This window comes from Spinactinospora alkalitolerans (genome assembly GCF_013408795.1).
In the GTDB taxonomy this organism is placed as follows: Bacteria; Actinomycetota; Actinomycetes; order Streptosporangiales; family Streptosporangiaceae; genus Spinactinospora; species Spinactinospora alkalitolerans.
In genome coordinates this window covers 4,496,357-4,516,148 of the sequence record NZ_JACCCC010000001.1, presented here as the reverse complement: position 1 = coordinate 4,516,148, position 19,792 = coordinate 4,496,357, and the positions used below count along the sequence as shown (strand labels likewise).

General features: G+C 72.4%; 20 protein-coding genes. 9 read left to right on the top strand and 11 right to left on the bottom strand.

Features of this window, described 5'->3' with window-relative positions; translation table 11 throughout:
• Nucleotides 1–2: 2 nt before the first annotated feature.
• Complete coding sequence (locus tag HDA32_RS20025) at nt 3–953, bottom strand: ABC transporter ATP-binding protein (protein WP_179644676.1); 951 nt, start codon at nt 951–953, stop codon at nt 3–5.
• 215 nt (nt 954–1,168) lie between these two features.
• Between HDA32_RS20025 and HDA32_RS20020 the strand changes: the two genes are divergently transcribed.
• The 3 genes from HDA32_RS20020 (at nt 1,169) to HDA32_RS20010 (ending at nt 3,684) form a co-directional block, all read left to right on the top strand.
• Entirely contained in the window at nt 1,169–1,777 is a 609-nt protein-coding gene (locus tag HDA32_RS20020; protein WP_179644675.1) for a PadR family transcriptional regulator, read from the top strand.
• A gap of 143 nt (nt 1,778–1,920) precedes the next feature.
• Nucleotides 1,921–2,877: an ATP-binding cassette domain-containing protein gene (locus HDA32_RS20015; RefSeq protein WP_179644674.1), complete on the top strand. Its 957-nt coding sequence runs from the start codon at nt 1,921–1,923 to the stop codon at nt 2,875–2,877.
• A 51-nt stretch (nt 2,878–2,928) separates the two neighbouring features.
• Nucleotides 2,929–3,684 carry an ABC transporter permease gene (locus HDA32_RS20010; protein ID WP_179644673.1) on the top strand — a complete coding sequence of 252 codons (756 nt, stop codon included), beginning with the start codon at nt 2,929–2,931 and terminating at the stop codon, nt 3,682–3,684.
• Between the two features lie 34 nt (nt 3,685–3,718).
• Here the strand turns inward: HDA32_RS20010 and HDA32_RS20005 are convergent, their stop codons facing one another.
• The gene (locus HDA32_RS20005) at nt 3,719–5,044 is read right to left on the bottom strand and encodes a hemolysin family protein (RefSeq protein WP_179644672.1); all 1,326 of its coding nucleotides are present in this window, start codon (nt 5,042–5,044) and stop codon (nt 3,719–3,721) included.
• A 232-nt stretch (nt 5,045–5,276) separates the two neighbouring features.
• Between HDA32_RS20005 and HDA32_RS20000 the strand changes: the two genes are divergently transcribed.
• Nucleotides 5,277–5,945: an HD domain-containing protein gene (locus HDA32_RS20000; protein WP_218882536.1), complete on the top strand. Its 669-nt coding sequence runs from the start codon at nt 5,277–5,279 to the stop codon at nt 5,943–5,945.
• Here HDA32_RS20000 and HDA32_RS19995 read toward each other — a convergent pair.
• Nucleotides 5,910–6,185, bottom strand: coding sequence for a DUF4031 domain-containing protein (locus HDA32_RS19995; RefSeq protein WP_179644670.1), 276 nt, complete (start codon nt 6,183–6,185; stop codon nt 5,910–5,912). The genes HDA32_RS20000 and HDA32_RS19995 overlap by 36 nt on opposite strands.
• A gap of 109 nt (nt 6,186–6,294) precedes the next feature.
• Here HDA32_RS19995 and HDA32_RS19990 point away from each other — a divergent pair, with 109 nt between their 5' ends.
• Nucleotides 6,295–6,891 (top strand): Uma2 family endonuclease, encoded by a 597-nt coding sequence (locus tag HDA32_RS19990; RefSeq protein ID WP_179644669.1) that lies wholly within the window; start codon nt 6,295–6,297, stop codon nt 6,889–6,891.
• 7 nt (nt 6,892–6,898) lie between these two features.
• Here the strand turns inward: HDA32_RS19990 and HDA32_RS19985 are convergent, their stop codons facing one another.
• The 3 genes from HDA32_RS19985 to HDA32_RS19975 all read right to left on the bottom strand — a co-directional run bounded on the left by HDA32_RS19985 (nt 6,899) and on the right by HDA32_RS19975 (nt 9,840).
• Nucleotides 6,899–7,585 (bottom strand): response regulator, encoded by a 687-nt coding sequence (locus tag HDA32_RS19985; RefSeq protein ID WP_179644668.1) that lies wholly within the window; start codon nt 7,583–7,585, stop codon nt 6,899–6,901.
• Nucleotides 7,582–9,255, bottom strand: coding sequence for an ATP-binding protein (locus HDA32_RS19980; protein ID WP_179644667.1), 1,674 nt, complete (start codon nt 9,253–9,255; stop codon nt 7,582–7,584). The genes HDA32_RS19985 and HDA32_RS19980 overlap by 4 nt, the downstream gene beginning before the upstream one ends.
• Nucleotides 9,256–9,399: 144 nt before the next feature.
• On the bottom strand, nt 9,400–9,840 hold the full coding sequence (locus HDA32_RS19975) for an Lrp/AsnC family transcriptional regulator (protein ID WP_179644666.1): 441 nt from the start codon (nt 9,838–9,840) through the stop codon (nt 9,400–9,402).
• A gap of 159 nt (nt 9,841–9,999) precedes the next feature.
• Here HDA32_RS19975 and HDA32_RS19970 point away from each other — a divergent pair, with 159 nt between their 5' ends.
• Both HDA32_RS19970 and kynU read left to right on the top strand, forming a co-directional pair.
• Nucleotides 10,000–10,899 carry a tryptophan 2,3-dioxygenase gene (locus HDA32_RS19970; protein ID WP_179644665.1) on the top strand — a complete coding sequence of 300 codons (900 nt, stop codon included), beginning with the start codon at nt 10,000–10,002 and terminating at the stop codon, nt 10,897–10,899.
• Nucleotides 10,900–11,247: 348 nt separating this feature from the next.
• A complete protein-coding gene (gene kynU, locus HDA32_RS19965) occupies nt 11,248–12,492 on the top strand; it encodes a kynureninase (protein ID WP_179644664.1) in 1,245 nt (414 codons plus the stop codon).
• 36 nt (nt 12,493–12,528) lie between these two features.
• On the opposite strand, the gene HDA32_RS19960 is transcribed toward kynU, so the two are convergent.
• From HDA32_RS19960 to HDA32_RS19950, 3 genes are all read right to left on the bottom strand, one after another.
• Nucleotides 12,529–13,002: an Hsp20/alpha crystallin family protein gene (locus HDA32_RS19960; protein ID WP_179644663.1), complete on the bottom strand. Its 474-nt coding sequence runs from the start codon at nt 13,000–13,002 to the stop codon at nt 12,529–12,531.
• A gap of 46 nt (nt 13,003–13,048) precedes the next feature.
• The gene (locus HDA32_RS19955; RefSeq protein ID WP_376766974.1) at nt 13,049–14,668 is read right to left on the bottom strand and encodes a BCCT family transporter; all 1,620 of its coding nucleotides are present in this window, start codon (nt 14,666–14,668) and stop codon (nt 13,049–13,051) included.
• A gap of 377 nt (nt 14,669–15,045) precedes the next feature.
• Nucleotides 15,046–15,561, bottom strand: coding sequence for a CGNR zinc finger domain-containing protein (locus HDA32_RS19950; RefSeq protein WP_179644662.1), 516 nt, complete (start codon nt 15,559–15,561; stop codon nt 15,046–15,048).
• A 26-nt stretch (nt 15,562–15,587) separates the two neighbouring features.
• Between HDA32_RS19950 and HDA32_RS19945 the strand changes: the two genes are divergently transcribed.
• Both HDA32_RS19945 and HDA32_RS30900 read left to right on the top strand, forming a co-directional pair.
• A complete protein-coding gene (locus tag HDA32_RS19945; protein ID WP_179644661.1) occupies nt 15,588–15,782 on the top strand; it encodes a hypothetical protein in 195 nt (64 codons plus the stop codon).
• Nucleotides 15,783–16,514: 732 nt separating this feature from the next.
• Nucleotides 16,515–17,309, top strand: a complete 795-nt coding sequence (locus HDA32_RS30900; RefSeq protein WP_246334425.1) for a hypothetical protein — start codon at nt 16,515–16,517, stop codon at nt 17,307–17,309.
• Here the strand turns inward: HDA32_RS30900 and HDA32_RS19935 are convergent.
• Nucleotides 17,306–18,700 (bottom strand): dihydrolipoamide acetyltransferase family protein, encoded by a 1,395-nt coding sequence (locus HDA32_RS19935; RefSeq protein ID WP_179644660.1) that lies wholly within the window; start codon nt 18,698–18,700, stop codon nt 17,306–17,308. The two genes, HDA32_RS30900 and HDA32_RS19935, sit on opposite strands and share 4 nt — an antisense overlap.
• On the bottom strand, nt 18,700–19,791 hold the full coding sequence (locus tag HDA32_RS19930; RefSeq protein WP_179644659.1) for an alpha-ketoacid dehydrogenase subunit beta: 1,092 nt from the start codon (nt 19,789–19,791) through the stop codon (nt 18,700–18,702). The genes HDA32_RS19935 and HDA32_RS19930 overlap by 1 nt, the downstream gene beginning before the upstream one ends.
• Nucleotide 19,792 lies beyond the last annotated feature (1 nt).

Sequence of the window (19,792 nt, the reverse complement as noted above, 5' to 3'; positions counted from 1 at the left end):
TGCTACACCTGCGCTTTCCTGGGCTGGTCGGGGGCGGTGCCGCGGTCGGGGGCCGGGGCTGCGTACTCCACGCTGGATGCGGTCAGCTCCATGTAGGCCTGCTCCAGGGAGGCCGAGCGGGGGCTGAGCTCGTGCAGCAGAACGCCGGCCTGGTGGGCGATGCCGCCGATCCGCTCGATCGTGGTTCCGGTGACGATGAGCTCCTGCTCGGTCGGCTGCTCGATCCGCGCTCCGGCCAGGGCGAGCTGCTCCCGCAGCTCCCCGGCCCGCGGGCTGCGGACCCGGACGGCGTTGAGCGAGCTGCCGGTGATGACCTCCTCCAGCGGTGCGTCGGCGATCAGCCGGCCCCTGCCGATGACGAGCAGCTGATCGGCGGTCTCCTGCATTTCGCTCATGAGGTGGCTGGAGACGAAGACGGTGCGCCCCTCGGCGGCCAGTGAGCGCATGAGGCCGCGGACCCAGCGCACGCCGTCGGGGTCCAGGCCGTTGACCGGTTCGTCGAACATCAGCACGCCCGGGTCGCCCAGCAGCGCCCCGGCGATGCCCAGCCGCTGGCCCATCCCCAGCGAGAACGACCCGGCGCGCTTGCGCGCCACCTCGGTCAGGCCGACCGTCTCCAGGACCTCGTCGACGCGGCGCGCCGGAACACCGTTGCTGCGGGCCATGGCCAGCAGGTGGCTGCGGGCGCTGCGGCCGGGGTGGACGGCCTTGGCGTCCAGCAGCGCGCCGACCTCGCGCAGCGGGTGGCGCAGCTCGGCGTAGTGCCTGCCGTTGACCGAGGCCCGGCCGGAGGTGGGCCGGTCCAGGCCGAGGACCATGCGCATGGTGGTGGACTTTCCCGCTCCGTTGGGGCCGAGGAACCCGGTGACCCTGCCCGGAGCGATCTCGCAGGTGAGGTCGTCGACCGCGGTCTTGTCCCCGTAGCGCTTGGTCAATCCTCGAAGACTGATCATGCCTTCGCCCTTCTCGTGTCGTCGTCGGATACGACCGTAGGGATCGGGCGGGATCCGCCACATCGGGCGATCGACGTCGCGCGCACCTGTCTTTCGGCGGGTCGGCGCGGGGCGGGGGCACCGACTTTCGTCGACCCGGGGCCGCCCCGGGCGGCCCCGGGCCGGGGGCGGTCTAGTCTGAAGGGGGTTTTCGCGGTCGTGAAGTAGGGGAGACGATGTCGGCGACGCGGCTGCTGGTCCTGGGCGTGGTGCGCATTCACGGTCGGGCCAACGGCTATCAGGTGTGGCGCGAGCTGATGTCCTGGGGCGTCGAAAAGTGGGCCAACACCAAGACCGGTTCGGTGTACCACGCGCTCAGGCAGCTCACCAAGAAGGAGATGCTGAGCGCGACCGGGGACGGCGACGGTGACGGCGGCGACCGGGCCGAGCCGACGGTCTATGAGCTGACCGAGGCCGGCGAGACCGAGTTCCTGCGGCTGCTCGACGACGCGCTCATGCGGGCCGACGCAAAGCCCGACCTGCTGGGGGCCGGCGTCACCTTCATGTGCGCCCGCCCGCGCGCCCACGTCGTCCTGCTGCTCGGCTTCCGGCTGCGGGCGCTGGAGGCCGAACGCGACAACCTGCGGTCGATGCTGAAGAACAGCGACCCGTGGGGCAAGCCCGAGCACGTCCAGGAGCTGTTCGGGCTGTGGGTCTCCGAGGTCGAGGCCGCGGTCGGCTGGACGCGCGGGCTCATCGAGCGCCTGGAGGCCGGCGCCTACACCATGGCCGACGACCCCGGTGCGGAGTTCGGCGCGCCCGGCGCGCTCCCGAACGGCCTCTGAGCGCCCCGCTCCGGGCGCGGCACCGGAGCGGCCCCGCCTTCTTTCACCGACGCGGAGGCCCGGACCCCGGTATTCAAATTTGACTATCCATCCGGCCGCGGGCATCCTTGACCCGCTATTCAAGTTTGAATACTGGAGCGCCGATGATCCACACTCAGGGACTGACCCGCCACTTCCGGGTCGAGGGCAGGACCGTGGAGGCCGTGCGCGGCCTCGACATCGACGTCGAGGCCGGTGAGCTGGTGGCCTTCCTCGGTCCCAACGGCGCGGGGAAGTCCACCGCTCTGCGCATGCTCACCACGCTGCTCGCGCCCACCTCCGGCACCGCGACCGTGGCGGGCCGCGACGTGCGCGCGGACCCGGTGGGCGTGCGCCGCCGCATCGGCTACGTCGGCCAGGGGCACGGAGCAGGAACCGACCAGCGCGTGCGCGACGAGCTGCGCACCCAGGGACGCTGCCAAGGGCTGGGCCGCGCACAGGCGCGGACGCGCGCCGACGAGCTCATCGAGTCGCTGGAGCTGGCCGCCGTCGCCGACCGGGTGACCGAGAGGCTCTCCGGTGGCCAGCGGCGCCGCCTCGACGTCGCCATGGGGCTCATCCACCGCCCGCGGCTGCTGTTCCTGGACGAGCCCTCCACCGGCCTGGACCCGCACAGCCGCGCCAACCTGTGGGACCACATCGCCCGGCTGCGCGCGGAGCACGGCACCACGATCTTCCTCACCACGCACTACCTCGACGAGGCGGACACGGTGGCCGGGCGGGTATCCGTCATCGACCACGGCCGGGTCATCGCCGACGGCACGCCCGACAAGCTCAAGGGCAAGGTCTCCGGCGACCTCGTCACGGTCGCCACCGACACCGAGCGGGCCGCCGGGCTCGCCGCCGAGGTGGCGCGGCGGCTGCCCACGGCACACGGGGTCACCGTGGAGGGGGCGGCGCTGAGCCTGCGCGCGGACCGGGGCGACGCGGCCCTGCCCGAGCTGCTGCGCGCCCTCGACGGCGCCGGGGTGCGGCTGCTGACCGCCCAGGTGCAGCGCCCCACGCTCGACGACGTCTTCCTCACCCTGACCGGCCGCAGCCTGCGCGAAGGCGCCGAGTAGCGCACTTTCGCCCACGTCCCGCGAAACCACGAAAGAGACGAAAGAGAAGCCATGAACGTCCTGCGCGACACCGGGATCGTCTTCGTCCGGCAGATGCGGCCCACCCTGCGCAACCCCGTCGCCGTCATCGTCTTCGGCATGCTGCAGCCCGTGCTCTACCTCGCCCTGTTCGGACCCCTGCTCTCGGGGATGCCGGGCCCCTCCGGGGCGGCCTCCTGGGAGTGGTTCGTGCCCGGGATCGTGGTCATGCTCGGCCTGTTCGGCACCGCGTTCGCCGGTTTCGGCCTGCTGCCCGAGCTGCGCTCCGGCGCGCACGAGCGGCTGCTGGCCACATCGGTGAGCCGGGTGGCGCTGCTGCTCGGCAGGGTGTCCCGCGACGTCGTCGTACTGCTGGTCCAGGCCGTCCTGGTCATCGCGGTGGTCACCGCCCTGGGGCTGCGGGTCTCCCCGCTGGGCGTGGCGGCCGGGCTGCTGCTCCTCGCCGTCCTCGGCATCGGGTTGGGCATCCTGTCCTACGTGATGGCGATGCTGCTCAGGCAGGAGTACCTCTTCGCCGGGCTGCTGCAGACGGTGATCATGCCGCTGATCCTGCTGTCCGGCGTGCTGCTGCCCATGGACATGGCGCCCGGCTGGCTCTCCACGATTTCCCGGGCCAACCCGATCAGCCACGTCGTCGACGCCGAGCGCGCCCTGTTCGCCGGCGACCTCACCGAGCCGGCCGTCCTGGTCGGAACCGGCGTGGCGGTCGCGATCGCGCTCATCGCCGTCGTCCTGGGCACCCGATCGATGCGCAGGGTGAGCGCCTGACCGCGAAGAACCCGCCGGGCGGCCGCGCGGCGCGTCACTCCGCCGGGGCGTCGGGACGGGCGGGCACCCGTCCGTCCCCCTCCGCCGGAGGGGTCACCCGGATGCGGTCCACGCGGCGGCCGTCCATCTCGGCGACCGTCAGGCGGTGGCCCTCCTCAGTGTCGACCGACGCGCCGACGGAGGGCACCCGGCCGAGCGCCGTCATGACGTAGCCGGCGGCCGTCTCGTAGGCCCCCTTGGGCAGCCGCAGGCCGGTCTGCTCCGCGAACTCGGTCAGATTCAGCAGCCCCGACACCTCGATCGACGCGTCCTGCAGGTGCCGCACGCCCTTCTCAGGACGGTCGTACTCGTCGCGGATCTCGCCGACCAGTTCCTCCACCAGGTCCTCCAACGTGGCGATGCCCGCCGTACCGCCGTACTCGTCGAGCACGATCGCCATGTGGTGGCCGCCGCCGCGCATCTCCGTCATGGAGTCGAGAACCTGCTTGGTCGACGGCAGGAACGGGACCTCGCGGACGATGCCGCGGACGCTCGCGTCTCCGCTTTCGGAGGACCGCTGGAGCAGGTCGCGGACGTGCACGAAGCCGATCACCCGGTCGTAGCCGCCGTCGTAGACGGGGAACCGGGAGAACTCGCTGGTCAACGCCGTGCGCGCGGCCTCGTCGATGGAGGTCCCGGCCTCGATGAAATTCACCTCGGTGCGCGGCACCATGACCTCGCGCAGCGGTCGGTCGGCGGTGATGAACACCCGGGAGATGATGCCGCGCTCGTCCGCGCCGAGGCTCTCGTGCTCGGCGACGATGTCGCGCACCTCCTCCTCGGTGATCTCCTCCCGGTCGGCCCTGGGATCGCCGCCGAGCAGCCGGACGACGAGGTTGGTCGACACCGACAGCAGCCAGATGGCCGGGCGCGCCAGTGACGCGATGCGGTCGAGGACGGGTGCCACGATCAGTGAGATGCCCTCGGCTCTCTGGAGGGCCATGCGCTTGGGCACGAGCTCACCGATCACCAGTGACACATAAGAGGTGATCAGGGTGATGACGACGAGCGCGACCGTTCCCGCGGCGCCCTCCGGCAGGCCCATGGCGACGAGCAGGGGTGAGAGGTAGGGGGCGAGCACGGCGCCGCCGAACGCGGCCGACATGAAGCCCGCGAGCGTCACACCGATCTGGACCGCGGAGAGGAAGCGGTTGGGGTCGGCCGCCAGGTTGGCGACCCGCTGCCCGCGCCCGCCCCGAGCGGCCATGCCGCGCACCTGGGAGTCTCGCAGCGAGATCAGCGCGATCTCCGACCCCGCGAAGAAGCCGCCGATGACGATGAACAGCAGGACGATCCCGATGTTCTGCACGACTTCGCCCACGGTGCGACTCCCCGACTCGCGCCTTTGCTTCGCGGACCGTTAGGAGGGCAGTACCCGGCACCGCCCCGGTTACGCACCTTGCCGCCGGATGCGCCGGCCATGAGCGCCCGGCCGCGAAATCCGGTCCCGAGCGATTGCTACTCGCCGGTCACCCGGATATTCCGGCGGACCGGTGGGTATTGCCCAACTCTGCGCTCGCGCGCAGCGTGACGGCAGTGACAGGGAGGGGAGAATGGGGATGTCGCCGACGCGGCCGGATCTGTCCGATGCCTGGCGGAGCCTCGCGGGCTCCGGGAGCGAGGCCGCGGCCGTGGGGGCGGAGCTGCTGGCCCGCTGGGCCGAGCCGCACCGCAGGTACCACACGCTCGACCACCTGCGCGCGGTGCTCGCCGCGGTCGACGAGCTGGCCGACGCCGCGGCCGACGCCGCGACGGTGCGCTACGCCGCATGGTTCCACGACGCGGTGTACCAGGGCGAGCCCGGCACCGACGAGGAGCGCAGCGCCCGGCTCGCCGAACGGCTGCTGCCGCGCTGCGGGCTGACCGCGCGGCGGGCGCTGGAGGTCGCCCGCCTGGTGCGCGTCACCGCGGGGCACACCCCCGAGCCCGGTGACGCCGATGCCGAGGTGCTGTGCGACGCCGACCTCGCCGTTCTGGGCCGTGCCCCCGAAGACTACGCCGCCTACGCCGAGGCGGTCCGGGAGGAGTACGCCCACGTCGGGGACGCGGACTTCCGGGCCGGCCGGGCCGCGGTGCTGCGGGGCCTGCTCGACCGGCCCGCGCTCTACCGCACGCCGTCGGCGCGCGCCCGCTGGGAGGAGCGGGCCCGCGCCAACCTCACGGCCGAGCTGGCCCGGTCGGCCCCCTCAGACGAGGATGCGCCCCACCTTGCGCCGTCGTAGCCCCGAGGCGTGCAGCCGGGCGACGATCGTCCTGCTGGACACCTCCAGCGCGCCCAGCTCGACGGCGCGCGCGTGCAGCGTCTCCGGCACGTCGTAGTGGTCGCGGTCGAACCCGCGCTGCGGCACGCCGAGCCGGCGGGCGAACGCGTGCAGTTCGGCGTAGGAGACGTCGCTGACCAGGTGCGACCACAGCAGGCCGCGCGGCCCGGGCCAGGCCGGGGGATCGATGAGGATGCTCACCCCCTCGACGTTAGGCGACCGCGGGGCCCGGGGCGCGCGGCCTACCCTGAAAACACCCACGGGCGGATCTCCGTTCGGCTACTTTCGGTCTCCGGGAGGTGACGCGGCGATGAGCATTGCTGCGATCGAGAACGATTCCAGTTGGGACGTCCTGCTGCGCGCCTGGGAAGAGCTGGGCGTGCCCGATGGTTGGCGGGCCGAGATCATCGGAGAGGGAATCACTCTGGTGCCTCCGCCCAAAGGCGGCCACAACGAGATCGTGGCGTGCATACAGGACCAGTTGCACGAGGTGAAGGCGCGGGGAGGAGTTGGTCTGCCCCGCTGCGGGATCTACAACAACACGGACGTCCGGATCCCGTTGCTCGGTCAGCTTTACATCCCTGATCTGGTCATACTTCCAAGGCCTCTGACCAAACGCGGTGAGGAGCACTCAGCGGAGGACGCGCTCATCGTCGTCGAGGTCACGTCCAAACGCAATGCCGACACCGACCGCAAAGCCAAACGCTGGGGCTACGCGCACGGCCCCGTGCCCCTCTACCTGCTCGCCGACCGCTGGGACGAGGAAGGGCCGACCGTCACTCTGTTCTCCGAACCGGAGGGCGGTACGTACCGGACCATCAAGCGGGTCCCCTTCGGGGAGGCCGTCACCGTGCCCGAACCGTTCGGCTTCGAGCTCGACACCTCGGAGTTTCCCACGGACGAATGACCGCTCCTCACCGCACCCAGCGGTAGCGGTGTTCGGGGCGGCCGGTGGAGCCGTAGCGCATCCGCAGCTCGGCGCGGCCGTCGGCGCACAGGTGCTCCAGGTAGCGCCGCGCCGTCACCCGGGCCACGCCGGTGCGCTCGCCGACCTCGGCGGCCGACAGGTCGGACTCGGCGGCGCGCAGCGTGTCGGCCACGAGCTCGGCCGTCGCCGGGGTCAGCCCCTTGGGCAGGGACTGCGGGGAGACCGGGCGCATCAGCCCGAACAGCCGGTCGACGTCGCTCTGGGTGGCCTCCTCGACCCGGGTCAGCCGTCGGCGGGCCGCGGCGTAGCGCTCCAGTTGGTCGCGCAGCGCCGTCAGGGGGAAGGGCTTGAGCAGGTAGTGCACCGCCCCGCCGTGCAGCGCGGCGCGCACCTGCTCGATGTCGCGCACCGCCGTGATGACCAGCACGTCCACCGGGTCCGCCGTGGCCGGGCCGGCCTGCGCGCGCAGCGCGCGCAGCACCGAGATCCCGGAGTCGTCGGGCAGGTAGAGGTCCAGCAGCACCAGGTCGGGCCGGTCCCGTTCGACGCCCGCCAGCGCGGCCGCCGCCGTGTGGGCGACGTCGACCACGGTGAACCCGGTCAGCGACTCCACGAGTTCGCGGTGGTTGTGCGCCACCCGCGCGTCGTCGTCGACGATCAGTACCCGGATCATCGCGCCCCCGCCCCGGCCCCCGCCGCCGTCTCGACGACCGGCAGATAGGCGGTGAACGCGGAGAACTCGGCGGCGTCGGGGGCGTCCGAGCCGTCCGGGCTCTCCACCCACACCTCGCCCCCTCTGCTCTCGCAGGTCTGGCGGACCAGGGCCAGCCCGAGACCGCGCGATCCGCCGTCGCGCGCCACCTTCGTGGTGAAGCCGAACGCGAAGATCTCGGCGGTCATCGCCGGATCGACCCCCGGCCCGGAGTCCACGATTCGCACCTCCACCAGGTCGTGCGGCAGCTCCTCGCCGGCCGGGTGGCGCAGCACCATCAGCTCCACCCAGCCCCGCGGCCCGGCGCCGGCCACCGACTCCAGCGCGTTGTCGGCCAGGTTGCCCACGACCAGCAGCAGGTCCGAGCGCAGTTCGGTCGGCAGCGGCTCGGCGATCCGGGTCAGCGGCGACAGCCGCAGTTCGGCGCCGCGCTCGGCCGCCTGGGCCGACTTCGCCAGCACCAGCGCCGCCAGCGCGGGGTCGCTGATGCGTTCGGCGATGCCGGTACTGGTGCGCGCGTGCGCGGCCGAGAGCCCGTCGAGGTAGGACCGCGCGTCGTCGTAGGCGCCCAGCTCCAGCATGCCGGCAACGGTGTGGATGCGGTTGGCGAACTCGTGGCTCTGCGCGCGCAGCCCCCGCGTGAGGGTGCGGGCGCCGTCGAGCTCGCCGGCCAGCCGGTCCAGCTCGGTACGGTCGCGCAGCGTCACGACCGCGCCGCCGTCCTGGCCGCGCACGCGCACCGGCATCCGGTTGCACACCAGCACCCGCGGGCCGACCAGGACGATCCGGTCGGCGCCCGGGTCGGCGCCGGAGAGGACGTCGTGCAGCCGGGAGTCGAGCCCGAGCTCGTCGAGCCGGTGGCCCTCGCGGTCGCCGGTCAGTTCCAGCATCGCCCGGGCCGGCTCGTTGACCAGCGTGATCCTGCCCTCCGCGTCCAGCGCCAGCACGCCCTCGCGCACGCCGTACAGCAGAGCCTCGCGCCCCTCCAGCAGCGCGGTGATCTCGGCCGGCTCCAGACCGTGCGTCTTGGCCCGGACCCGGCGCGACAGCACGTAGGCCGCGCCGGCGCCCAACACCAGCACGGCCGAGATCGTGCCGAGGATGGCCGGCAGCGCGGTGGCGGCCACGGAGTCGACGTCGGCCTCCAGGATGCCGACCGACACGTAGCCGACGACCCCGCCGGAGCCGTCGAACACGGGGACCTTGGCGCGCACGCTGCGGCCCTCGGTGCCGGTCTGCACGCCGGTCCACTCCTGGCCGCGCGCCGCCGGCCCGGGCGGCGTGGACACCGTCCGCCCGATCAGCGCGTCGTTGACGTGGGAGTGGCGGGTGCCGTCGGTGTCGGCGACGACGATGTACTGGGCGCCCGTCGCGGTGTTGATCCGGTCGGCGATCGGGTCGATCACGGCGGCCGGGTCCTCCAGGGCGAACGCCGCGCGGATGTCGGGCAGGACGGCGACCGACCTGGCGATCGCCAGCACCCGCTCGGTGTACTGCCGGTCGATGTCGCGGTCGTGCTGGGCGATCCACAGCGCGCCGGTGATGCCCAGCGCCGCGGTCAGCAGCAGCACGTGGGCGATGAACAGGTACCCCGTGAGGGACAACCGGTTGCGGGGGTGCGGCGCGGACATGTCGGTACTCCAAGGGCGGACGGGAGCGGGCCGGCCGGGCCCGCCGCGGTCACTGCTCGTCGCCACCATGGTCCCAGCGCCGAGGCACGTCGCCGGGGCGCCGGTCGCGTCGGTGGCCGCTCGGGCCCGGTGTCGGGAGAGGCGTCAGTCGGGTCGGGCCACCTCGCGCCACCACACCGGGCTCGACAGCACCATCGTGCTGGAGGGCCTGCCGTGCTCGGAGAGGGCGTCGATGACCTCCTCGAAGTGCGCCATCGAGCGCACCGCGATCAGCAGCGCGCAGCAGGCGTCGCCGGTGACCCGGTGCAACTGCAGGATCTCCGGCCGGCGCGTGGCGGTCTCGTCGCGCAGCAGGCACAGCGGCCCGTAGCACTGCATCCGCACCAGCGCGGTCACCGGCAGGCCGGCCGCCGCGGGGTCGACGTGGGCGTGGTAGCCGGCGATCACGCCGCGCTCCTCCAGGCGGCGCACGCGTTCGGCGACGGCGGGCGCCGACAGCTTCACGCGGCGCGACAGCTCGTTGTAGGAGAGCCGGCCGTCGGTCTGCAGCTCTTCGAGGATCCGCCAGTCCAGTATGTCGGGCATGGTTATCGAGTATAAACCGATATCGGCGAATCGATTATGGAAAACAGGTCGAAAGCGCCAAAGGGCATGCGATGTGCATTCCGTTTCCGGTGCGGATTCGCCCATGATGGTGCTCCACCGCACGCGGATGGGATGACACCGGACGAGAAGAGGTACACGATGGTCCCCCCGCCGGCCGCGACCCGCGGTCCCGACCGCCGCGCAGCGGCGGCCGAGCGAGCCGACCGCGCCGACCGCAACCACGGGCGGCCCACGCTCTCCTTCGGAGACGACGGCCCCACTCCCTACGTCGACTACGCCGGGATCGACGCGCTGCTCGGCCTGCAGCGGCCGCGCTCCGCTGAGCCCGCCGAGACGGCGTTCATCATCGCCACGCAGGTCATGGAGCTGCTCTTCACGCTCATCAGGCACGAGTGGGAGCAGGCCCGCGACGCGCTGGACGCCGACGACGTGGCCGGCGCGCTCGCCGCGCTGCGGCGCGGCCGCGGCGCCCAGGACGTGCTGGTGGACTCCTGGGAGCTGCTGGCGACGCTCAAGCCCACCGAGTTCAACCGGTTCCGCGACGGCCTGGGCGAATCGTCGGGGTTCCAGTCCTACACCTACAGGCACCTGGAGTTCCTGCTCGGCAACAAGTCCGCGGCCATGGTCCGCCCGCATCGGGCCATGCCCGATGTGCGGGCCGGACTGGAGCGGTCGCTGGGCGAGCCGAGCCTCTACGACGCGGCGCTGCGGCTGCTGCACCGGCGCGGCCTGCCGGTGCCCGAGGAGCGGGCCGAGCGGGACTGGAGCCGCCCCTACGAGCCGCACCCCGGCGTCGAGCGGGCCTGGGCCGAGGTCTACGCCGACGACCGGCCCGGCAACGAGCTGCTGGACCTCGCCGAGGCGCTGCTGGACACCGCCGAGCACGTCACCCGCTGGCGGCAGCGCCACCTCACGGCGGTCAAGCGCGCGATGGGCGCCAAACCGGGCACGGGCGGATCCAGCGGGCTGGAGTGGCTGAGCCGCGCGGCCCTCTCCGACGTCTTCCCCGAACTGTGGTCCCTGCGCACCGCCGTCTAGTGTGCCGAGTCGTCGATTCGACGTGTGTTTCGGTGGGGGAGGGCGCTCACCGAGCCCCGACTGCTGCGTTCGTGGGGCGAGGCGGGAATTCCAGGGCTCGGACCTGCTGTGCCGCCGGCGCTACGCGCACTGCGACGGCCAACCCCTTGTGCGGACCCGATCGTCAAAAATCAGTCAGATCATCAGGACCGCAGCGGTGAGTGGTGAGGCGGCCTTGCCGCCGTCCCCGGTTCCATTCGATGATCTGAGTGCCCTGCCCCTGCGAACAGGATTCACCGAATCAGCGACCCACGACACCAGCGTCTCAAGGACGACCCGGTGCCCACTTCTGGAAAAGGAACGCGAGCGATGCCGGCGACACCCCTCACCCGCGCTGCGTGCGCCGAACTGGACGCCGCCGATCCGCTGGCCGGATTCCGCGACGAGTTCGCGCTGCCCGAGGGGGTCGTCTACCTCGACGGCAACTCCCTGGGCGCGCTGCCCAAGGCCACGCCGGGGCGGGTCGCCGAGCTGATCGAGAAGGAGTGGGGGCACGGCCTCATCGGGAGCTGGAACGACGCCGGGTGGTGGGACAAGCCGCGCACGCTGGGCGCGAAGCTGGCCCCGCTGGTGGGCGCCGCACCGCACGAGGTCGTGGTCGGCGACGGGACGTCGGCCAACCTGTTCAAGACCCTGGTCGCGGCCCTGCGGCTGAACCCGGACCGGCGGATGGTGGTGGGGGAGGCCGGGAACTTCTCCACCGACCTCTACATCACCCAGGGCGTCGTGGAGCTGTTCGAGGGCGCCGGGCAGCGGCTCGTCGACCCCGACGACACCGACGGGCTGGAGGCCGCGCTCGCGCCCGGCGACGCGGCCGTCGTCCTGCTCAGCCACGTCGACTACCGCACCGGGGCGCTGCGCGACATGGCCGCCGTCACCGAGCTGGCGCACCGGCACGGCGCGCTGGTGGTCTGGGACCTGTGCCACAGCGTCGGCGCGCTGCCGATCGAACTGTCCGGCTGCGGCGCGGACTTCGCGGTCGGCTGCACCTACAAGTACCTCAACGCCGGGCCGGGGGCTCCGGCCTTCACCTACGCGGCCGAGCGCCACCACGCCACCGCACGCCAGCCGCTCACCGGCTGGCACGGCCACGCCCGTCCCTTCGACTTCACCGGGGACTACGAGCCGGCCCAGGGAGCCGACCGGTTCCTGAGCGGATCGCAGCCGCTGATCGCCGCCGCGGCGCTGGAGGCGAGCCTGGAGCTGTGGGGCCGCGCCGACCTGAAGCTGGTGCGCGAGAAGAGCCTGGCGCTCACCGACCTGTTCATCGAGCTGACCGCCCCGGCGGGGCTGGAACTGGTCACCCCGAGGGAGGCCGGGCGGCGCGGCAGCCAGGTGTCGCTGCGCCACCCCGACGGCTACGCGATGGTGCAGGCGCTGATCGCCCGCGGCGTCATCGGCGACTTCCGCGCGCCCGACGTCCTGCGGTTCGGGTTCACACCCCTGTACCTGCGCCACGTGGACGTCCACGACGCCGCGACGGCGCTGACCGAGATCGTGCGCACGGGGGAGTGGCGCGACCCGCGGTTCGCCGAGCGGGCCCGGGTGACCTGATCCCGGGCCCGCCCGGCGGAGCCGCGCAGGGGGCTCCTAGCCTTCGGAGCGCTTCTTGCTGCGGACCCGGATCCGCTTGGGCCCGGCGGCCTCGGCGGCGCCGCGGACCGTGATCTCGAGCAGCCCCTCGTCGAAGTTTGCCTCGACGTCCTCCTCGCCGGTTCCCTCGGGCAGGATGATCTCCCGCCGGAAGGCGCCCCAGAAGCGCTCGCTGGCGTAGTAGACGATGCCCTCGTCGTCGCGCCGGCGCTCCCCGGAGATCGTCAGGGTGCCGTGGGAGAACGTCACGTCCACGTCGTCGGACCCCACCCCCGGGAGCTCACTGCGGACCACCAGGTCCGTCCCCCGCGCGAAGATGTCGGTGGTCGGGCTCCAGGCGTCGGCGAACCCGCGCGGCTGCGTCTGGGTGGCGCTGTCCATGCTGGACATGTGGTCGGAGATGCGGTTCATCTCGCTCATCATGTCCATGACGCCGTGGAACGGGTTGCCTCTTTTCCTGCGTGCCGCCATGCTCACTCCCTTCCGCCGGCGCGCGTGCGCCCGCGTGGCCGTACCGTCACTTCCGTCCACCGTCCGTGCCGGGGCGGTTCTCCGCCGAGGACCCGGGGGCCGAGTCGGGGCGGTTGTCCGCCGCGGACACGCCGACCGGACTGCTCTTGTCCTGCACTTCCTCGGCTCCCGTCCCCGTGTCCGTTCCCGGGCGGAAGCCCCCGCGGCCCAACCGGGACACGGTGGTGACGCTGGTGTCGCCGCGCAGCGCCTTGGCCAGCCCGAAGCAGACCAGGATGAGCACGAAGGCGAAGGGCAGGCCGACGGTGATGGAGGCGGCCTGCAGCGCGTCGAGCGCCGCCGCGCCGCCGATGACCAGCAGCACCATCGTGACCAGGCCCTCGGTCACGGCCCAGAAGAAGCGCTGCAGCTTGATCGGGTGCGGGTCGCCGCCGTTGGTCAGCATGTCGACCACCAGCGATCCGGAGTCGGAGGAGGTCGCGAAGAACAGCACGACCACCACGATGGTCAGGACCGAGGCGAGGGTGTAGAGGATTCCCGCGATCGGCAGCTCCTGCAGCAGCAGGTAGACCGCCTGCTCGGCCGGCGCCTCCGCGATGCCGGCGCCGCGGAACAGGTCGTAGAAGATCCCCGAGCCGCCGAACACGCTGAACCACACGATGGAGGCCCCGACGGGCGCGAACAGCGTCCCGACGATGAACTGGCGGATGGTGCGGCCGTAGGAGATGCGCGCGATGAACATCCCGACGAACGGGGACCAGGAGATCCACCAGCCCCAGTAGAACAGCGTCCAGCCCGCCTGCCAGCTCGCCGCGTCCGGCTGGGTGTTGGGGTTGTAGACGGTGAGGCTGGTGCCGACGAGGTTCTGCAGGTAGTAGCCGGTGAAGTCGGCCAGACCGGTCAGGATGAACAGCTTCGGCCCGACGGCGAAGACGAACACCATCAGGGTCACGGCCAGCCAGAGGTTGATGACCGAGAGCCGGCGGATCCCCTTGTCGATGCCCAGCATCACACTCGCGACCGCGACGGCGGTGATGAGCGCGACGATCAGGATCTGGGTCCAGGTCACGTTGGGGATCCCGAACAGCGTCTCCAGGCCGGCGCCGATCTGCTGGGTGCCGATGCCCAGCGAGGTCGCCAGGCCGAACAGGGTGCCGAAGACCGCGAGGACGTCCACGATGTGCCCGGGCCAGCCGTAGATGCGGTTGCCGATCAGCGGGTACAGCGCCGAGGCCGGGCGCATGGGCAGGCCCTTGCGGAAGCAGAAGTAGCCCAGCGCCAGGCCGAGGACGATGTAGATGGCCCACGGGTGCAGGCCCCAGTGGAACAGGGTGAAGTTCATGCCCTGGTCGGCCAGTGCCTGATTGGACAGGCCCTCCGTGCCCTCGGGCAGGTTGGCCGCGTGGTAGGTCGGCTCGTTCACGCCGTAGAAGACCAGGCCGATGCCCATGCCGGCGGTGAACAGCATGGCGAACCACGCCGTGGTGCCGAACTCCGGCCGGGAGCTGTCCGGGCCCAGCCGGATGCTGCCGTAGCGGCTCAGCATGATCCACAGCACGAAGACGAGGAAGCCCGTCGCCGCGAAGATGTAGAACCAGCCCAGGTAGGTCGCGATGAAATCGAGGGCGGCGAAGGCTCCGGTGCTGACGGCGTCGGTGAAGAGCACACCGGCAAACAGGAAAACGACGATGACGGTCGCCGATATGAAGAAGACCGGTGGATTCGTGTGCTCCGAGATGTAGGCCCTTAAGCGGTTGATGACGCCTCCTCCCCGCCCCCGGCGGCATGGGGACGGACGGCGCCCGCGCCGTTCGCGAGAGCGAGGCAGGCTCTCGGTGGCCGTCGCGGACGAGGTGCGAAAGGTCCCTGCCGCGGGAGCTCGTACGGTTCCGGATTCGGATTGAGCTCTATGTTTCGCTATTCGGAACGAAATCTTAGAACGCTTCGCCCTTGATATGGGGATTTCCGGAAACTGGTTACCGGATATTGACCGGGGTGAGTGTCGATGGTGATTCCTCCTGTCCTCAGAGTGATCCGGACCACTCAGCGCCCCCGGGCGCGGTGCGCCGCGACGTTGACGCGGTTGGCGCAGGCCACGCTACAGAACCTGCGGCGGCCGCCGCGTGAGGTGTCGACGTAGACGGTGGCGCAGCCGGTGCGCGCGCAGCGGCCCAGCCGGTGCCCGCCCGCGCCGCAGATCGCGACGGCCAGCCCGCCCGCGGTGGCGGCGCGGACCCGCTCCACCGGGTCGCTGGTGTCGCTGACGTAGTGCAGGTGCGGCGCGCGACCGTCGTGCATGGACACCTGGACGCAGGTCGCGGCGTCGTTCAGCAGGGCGTTGACGGTCTCGATCTGGCGCTCCGGCGCGGTCTCGCCGAAGACCGGGCGCAGCCGCGCGGTCCAGGCGACGAGCCGCTCCGCCTGCTCGGCGTCCACCCGATGGTTCTTCATCTCGTTCTTGAACAGGACGGCGCTCAGCGCGGCCGGGGCGTGGTCCGTCGCGTTGACGAGATCGGCGGCCAGGAACGCCCCGGTGCCGCCGTAAGTGTTGAATTGCACAAGGCCATTACATCAGGCTGGTGGGCATGAGCGTCGAGCACTGTGGCACGTGCGGTGCCTGTGGCCGGGAGGCCGTCGAGGCCGAGGTCGAGTCCTCCCATTACACCTCCGAGGGGATCGTGCGCTACCGCCGATGCGGCTGCGGGCGGCGCTGGGTGGACCTGGCCCGCTTCAGCGCCGTCACGGGCACCGGCGACCTGCCGTGGAGCGGCCCGAACTAGTGTGCCGAGTCATTGATCCGATGTGTATCTCAGTGGAGGTGGGACACCCGGATCATCGGATGATCATGGGAAGAGTGGTAAGGCTGCCGTCAGCGCGCCGGCGGCGCGGAAGGGCACGCCGCACGATCCGTGCCGGGCGCCCGCCACAGGCGACCGGGGAACTGCACGGCGGTGATCCCGCGACCTTTCGCGTCGCCGGACGCTTCGCGCCTGACAACGGTCCACCAGGTCGCCAGTGGCTCAGCAGGGCCTGAAGACAACACCGATCCGCTCCCATCAGCGATCTGGTGCCGATCCCGTTCCTGCGGGCCCTGGGCCAGGGGGGTTCGGCGCCCGCCGGGTCGGGACCGCCACGGCCTCCCGGTGCTACGTGTCCGGATGCGCACGCTCCGTGATTTTACCCGGGTCGTTTCCGGTTTTACCTTTTCGTGGGTTAGAGTCCGTCGTGATCGGTTCGTGACTTTCCCTGATGGGACGGGTCGGAACCGGTGCCGGGCCCCGGACGCGGCCGAAGCGCTCCGGGAGCACGAGACCCCGGAACGCGCGGTGCCGCGCGCCCTCGCGCCGCACCACCCCTCATCGGTTCGGCCGATGCCCCCACGGGTGACCGCGCCGCACGCCCCGGGCCGACCGGCCGCGGCGTGCCCCCGACGGCAGCGGACGGGACACGGTCCCGCCCGGCGGCCCTGCCGCGGTCTCGGCTCGGCCCCCGCTCTCGACCCCCCTTCTTCCATGAACCCACAGACCGGTCCCGGCGACACCGCCGACGACGTCCTGCTGCACGGCGAGGCCAAGGCGTCCTACTTCTGGGACGACGGCTCCGGAATCAACGGCGACACCGGGGCCCCCGCGTCGGGCGAGCCCATGCAGAAGGGGCTGTTCGCCAGCCCCAGCTGGCCGCTGGGGACCGAGGGATACATCGAGTACGACGGCAAGAAGGCCGAGTTCTTCATCGGCGACCGGGGGCCCGGAGCCCCCTCCGAGGACTGCGACGTCATGCTCGACCTCGACGGCAAGACCTTCGCCGAGCTGACCGGCGGCTCCTGGGACGGATCCGGCTACCGGGTCGAGGGCTTCGGCGCCGGCCACATCGAGGTCAGCTACCACATCACCGAGTGGGGGGACGGCGCCGGCGAGCCGGGCGCCCCGCACCCGTTCAGCGACCCCTCGAACCCGTGCGACGCCGAGGTTCCCGCCGACTCCGCCGACTCCGCCGACTCGGAGGGCGCCGAGGGCTCAGGGGAGCCCGGGAGCGACGGCGCGCAGCAGACCGGCGAGGGGAGCCCGTCGCCGGAGCAGGCGGTGCCGGAGAGCGGGGAGGACTCGGCGGGGTCCGAGCAGGTCCACCCGGCGCTGGATCTCATGGCCAACGAGTCGCCCGCGCTGTCCGGCGCGGTGCTGGTCGCCCTCATCGCCGCGCTCACGGTGGTGGTCCTGGCGGTGCGGCGCCGGTTCGCCCCGGCTCTGACCGCGGGCCGGCACCGCAAGCCGTCCTTCCTGTCGCGGGTCGGATCCCGGCGCTACTAGAGGTCGCCGAGCAGCAGCTCCGGGCGTTCCACGCAGTCGGCCACGAAGCGCAGGAAGCCCCCGGCCTCCTCGCCGTCGCAGACGCGGTGGTCGAAGGCCAGCGTCAATTCGGTGACCGGGCGCACCGCGAGCTCGTCGCCGACCACCCACGGGCGTTTGACGACGCGGCCCATGCCGAGGATCGCCGCCTCCGGGTGGTTGATGATCGCGGCCGACCCGTCGACCCCGAACACGCCGTAGTTGTTGACCGTGAAGGTGCCGCCGGTGAGCTGCGCCGGGGTCAGCCCGCCCGCGCGCGCCGACGCGGTCGCCTCGCCCAGCGCCGCGGACAGCTCCCGCGTGCTCATCCGGTGGGCGTCGCGCACCACCGGTACCACGAGGCCGCGCGGCGTCTGGGCGGCGAAGCCGAGGTCCACGTGGGCGAACCGCACCAGCTCGCCGCGCTCGGCGTCGACCTGGGAGTTCAGCGAGGGGAAGCGCCGCAGGCCCAGCACGCAGAACTTCGCGAGCAGCGCGAGCAGGCTCACCGGCCGGTCCGGATCGGCCTCGTTGAGCGACGAGCGCAGCGCCAGCAGGCCGGTGGCGTCGGCGTCGACCCACACCGTGGCCTCGGGGATCTCCCGTCGGGAGCGGGACAGCCGCTCGGCCATCGCGCGCCGGGCCCCGCGCATCGGGACGCGCTCGGCCTCGCCGCGCCCGGCCGCCGCCGGCTCCGGCCGGGCCCGGGCGGCCTCCCGCTGCCGGGAGAGCGCCGCGACCACGTCGCGGCGCAGCACCAGCCCTCCGCCGCCGGTCCCGGACAGCGCGTCGACGTCGACGCCGTGTTCGCGGGCCATGCGCCGGACGAGCGGGGACACCACCGGGGTGCGGCCGCTCGCCGGCCGCACCGGGGCGGCGGGGAACGGAGCCCTGGACGCCGTTGTCCGGGGCCCGTCCGCCGCGAGGGCGCGTCCGCCGCGCCGCCGGCGCGGCGTGCCCTCGCCCGTGCCGTAGCCCACGAGGACCGCGCCGGAGCCGGATTCGCCGGCGGTGGCGCCGTTGCCCCCGCCGTTGTGCTCCGCCGGGTCGGCCGCGCGGGCCTCCGGCACGACGACGCCGGGTTCGGTGAAACCGCCGCCCTCCGGCGCCGTGGTGTCGATGCCGATCAGCGGCGCGCCGACGGCGACGGTCTCACCGGGCGCACCGTGCAGGGCCGTGACGACGCCGCCATAGGGGCAGGGCACCTCGACCGCGGCCTTCGCGGTCTCGACCTCGGCCACCGGCTGGTCCACGGCCACGGTGTCGCCCACCTCGACCAGCCAGTGCAGGATCTCGGCCTCGGTGAGGCCCTCGCCGAGGTCGGGCAGTGCGAAGTGCCGGACCGCCGTTCGGGCGTCTCGCGGAGCGCTCATCAGCTCACCCCCGTCCCCATGCGGTAGCGGGCGATCGGCGCGAACGTCTCGCCGGGGTGCTCGGCGCCGACCGGCGCGGCGCCCTCCGGATCCCGCTGGTCCGGCGACACCCATTCGGACTCCCACTGCAGGCGCCCGATCGCGTCGAGGATGCGGTCCACGCCGGGCAGGTGGTGCCGCTCCAGCTTGGGCGGCGGGTAGGGGATGTCGAACCCGCCCACGCGCAGCACCGGCGCCTCCAGGTAGTGGAAGCAGCGCTCGGTGACGCGCGCCGCGACCTCGGCGCCGTAGCCGCCGAACGTGGCCGCCTCGTGCACGACCAGGGCGCGCCCGGTCCGGCGCACCGATGCGGTGACGGTCGCGTCGTCGAACGGCGCGAGGCTGCGCAGGTCGACCACCTCGACGCCGATGCCGTTCTCCTCGGCGGCGTCGGCGGTCTCCAGCGCGGTGGCGACCATCGGGCCGTAGGCGATCAGGGTGACGTCGGAGCCCGAGCGGCGCACGACGGCGCGGTCCATGGGCTCGGTGCGCACGGGGAGGTCGAGTCCGGCCTTGGTCCAGTAGCGGCGCTTGGGTTCGAGGAAGACCACCGGGTCGGGGGACTCGATGGCCTCGCGCAGCATCGAGTAGGCGTCGGCCGGGGTCGCGGGCGTGACCACCCGCAGGCCCGGGGTGTGCGCGTAGTAGGCCTCGGATGAGTCGCTGTGGTGCTCGACGCCGCCGATGCCGCCGCCGTAGGGGATGCGGATGACGATCGGCAGCCCCACCTGGCCGCGGGTGCGGTTGCGCATCTTCGCCACGTGCGAGACGACCTGCTCGAAGGCCGGGTAGCCGAAGGCGTCGAACTGCATCTCCACGACCGGCCGCTGCCCGTACATGGCCATGCCGATGGCGGTGCCCACGATGCCGGACTCGGCGAGCGGGGAGTCGAAGCAGCGCTGCTCGCCGAACTCGGCCGTCAGGCCGTCGGTGATCCGGAAGACCCCGCCGAGCGGGCCGACGTCCTCGCCGTAGACGACGACGTCGGGATCGGCCATGAGGGAGTCGCGCAGCGCGCGGTTGAGCGCCTGCGCCATGGTGACATCGGCCATC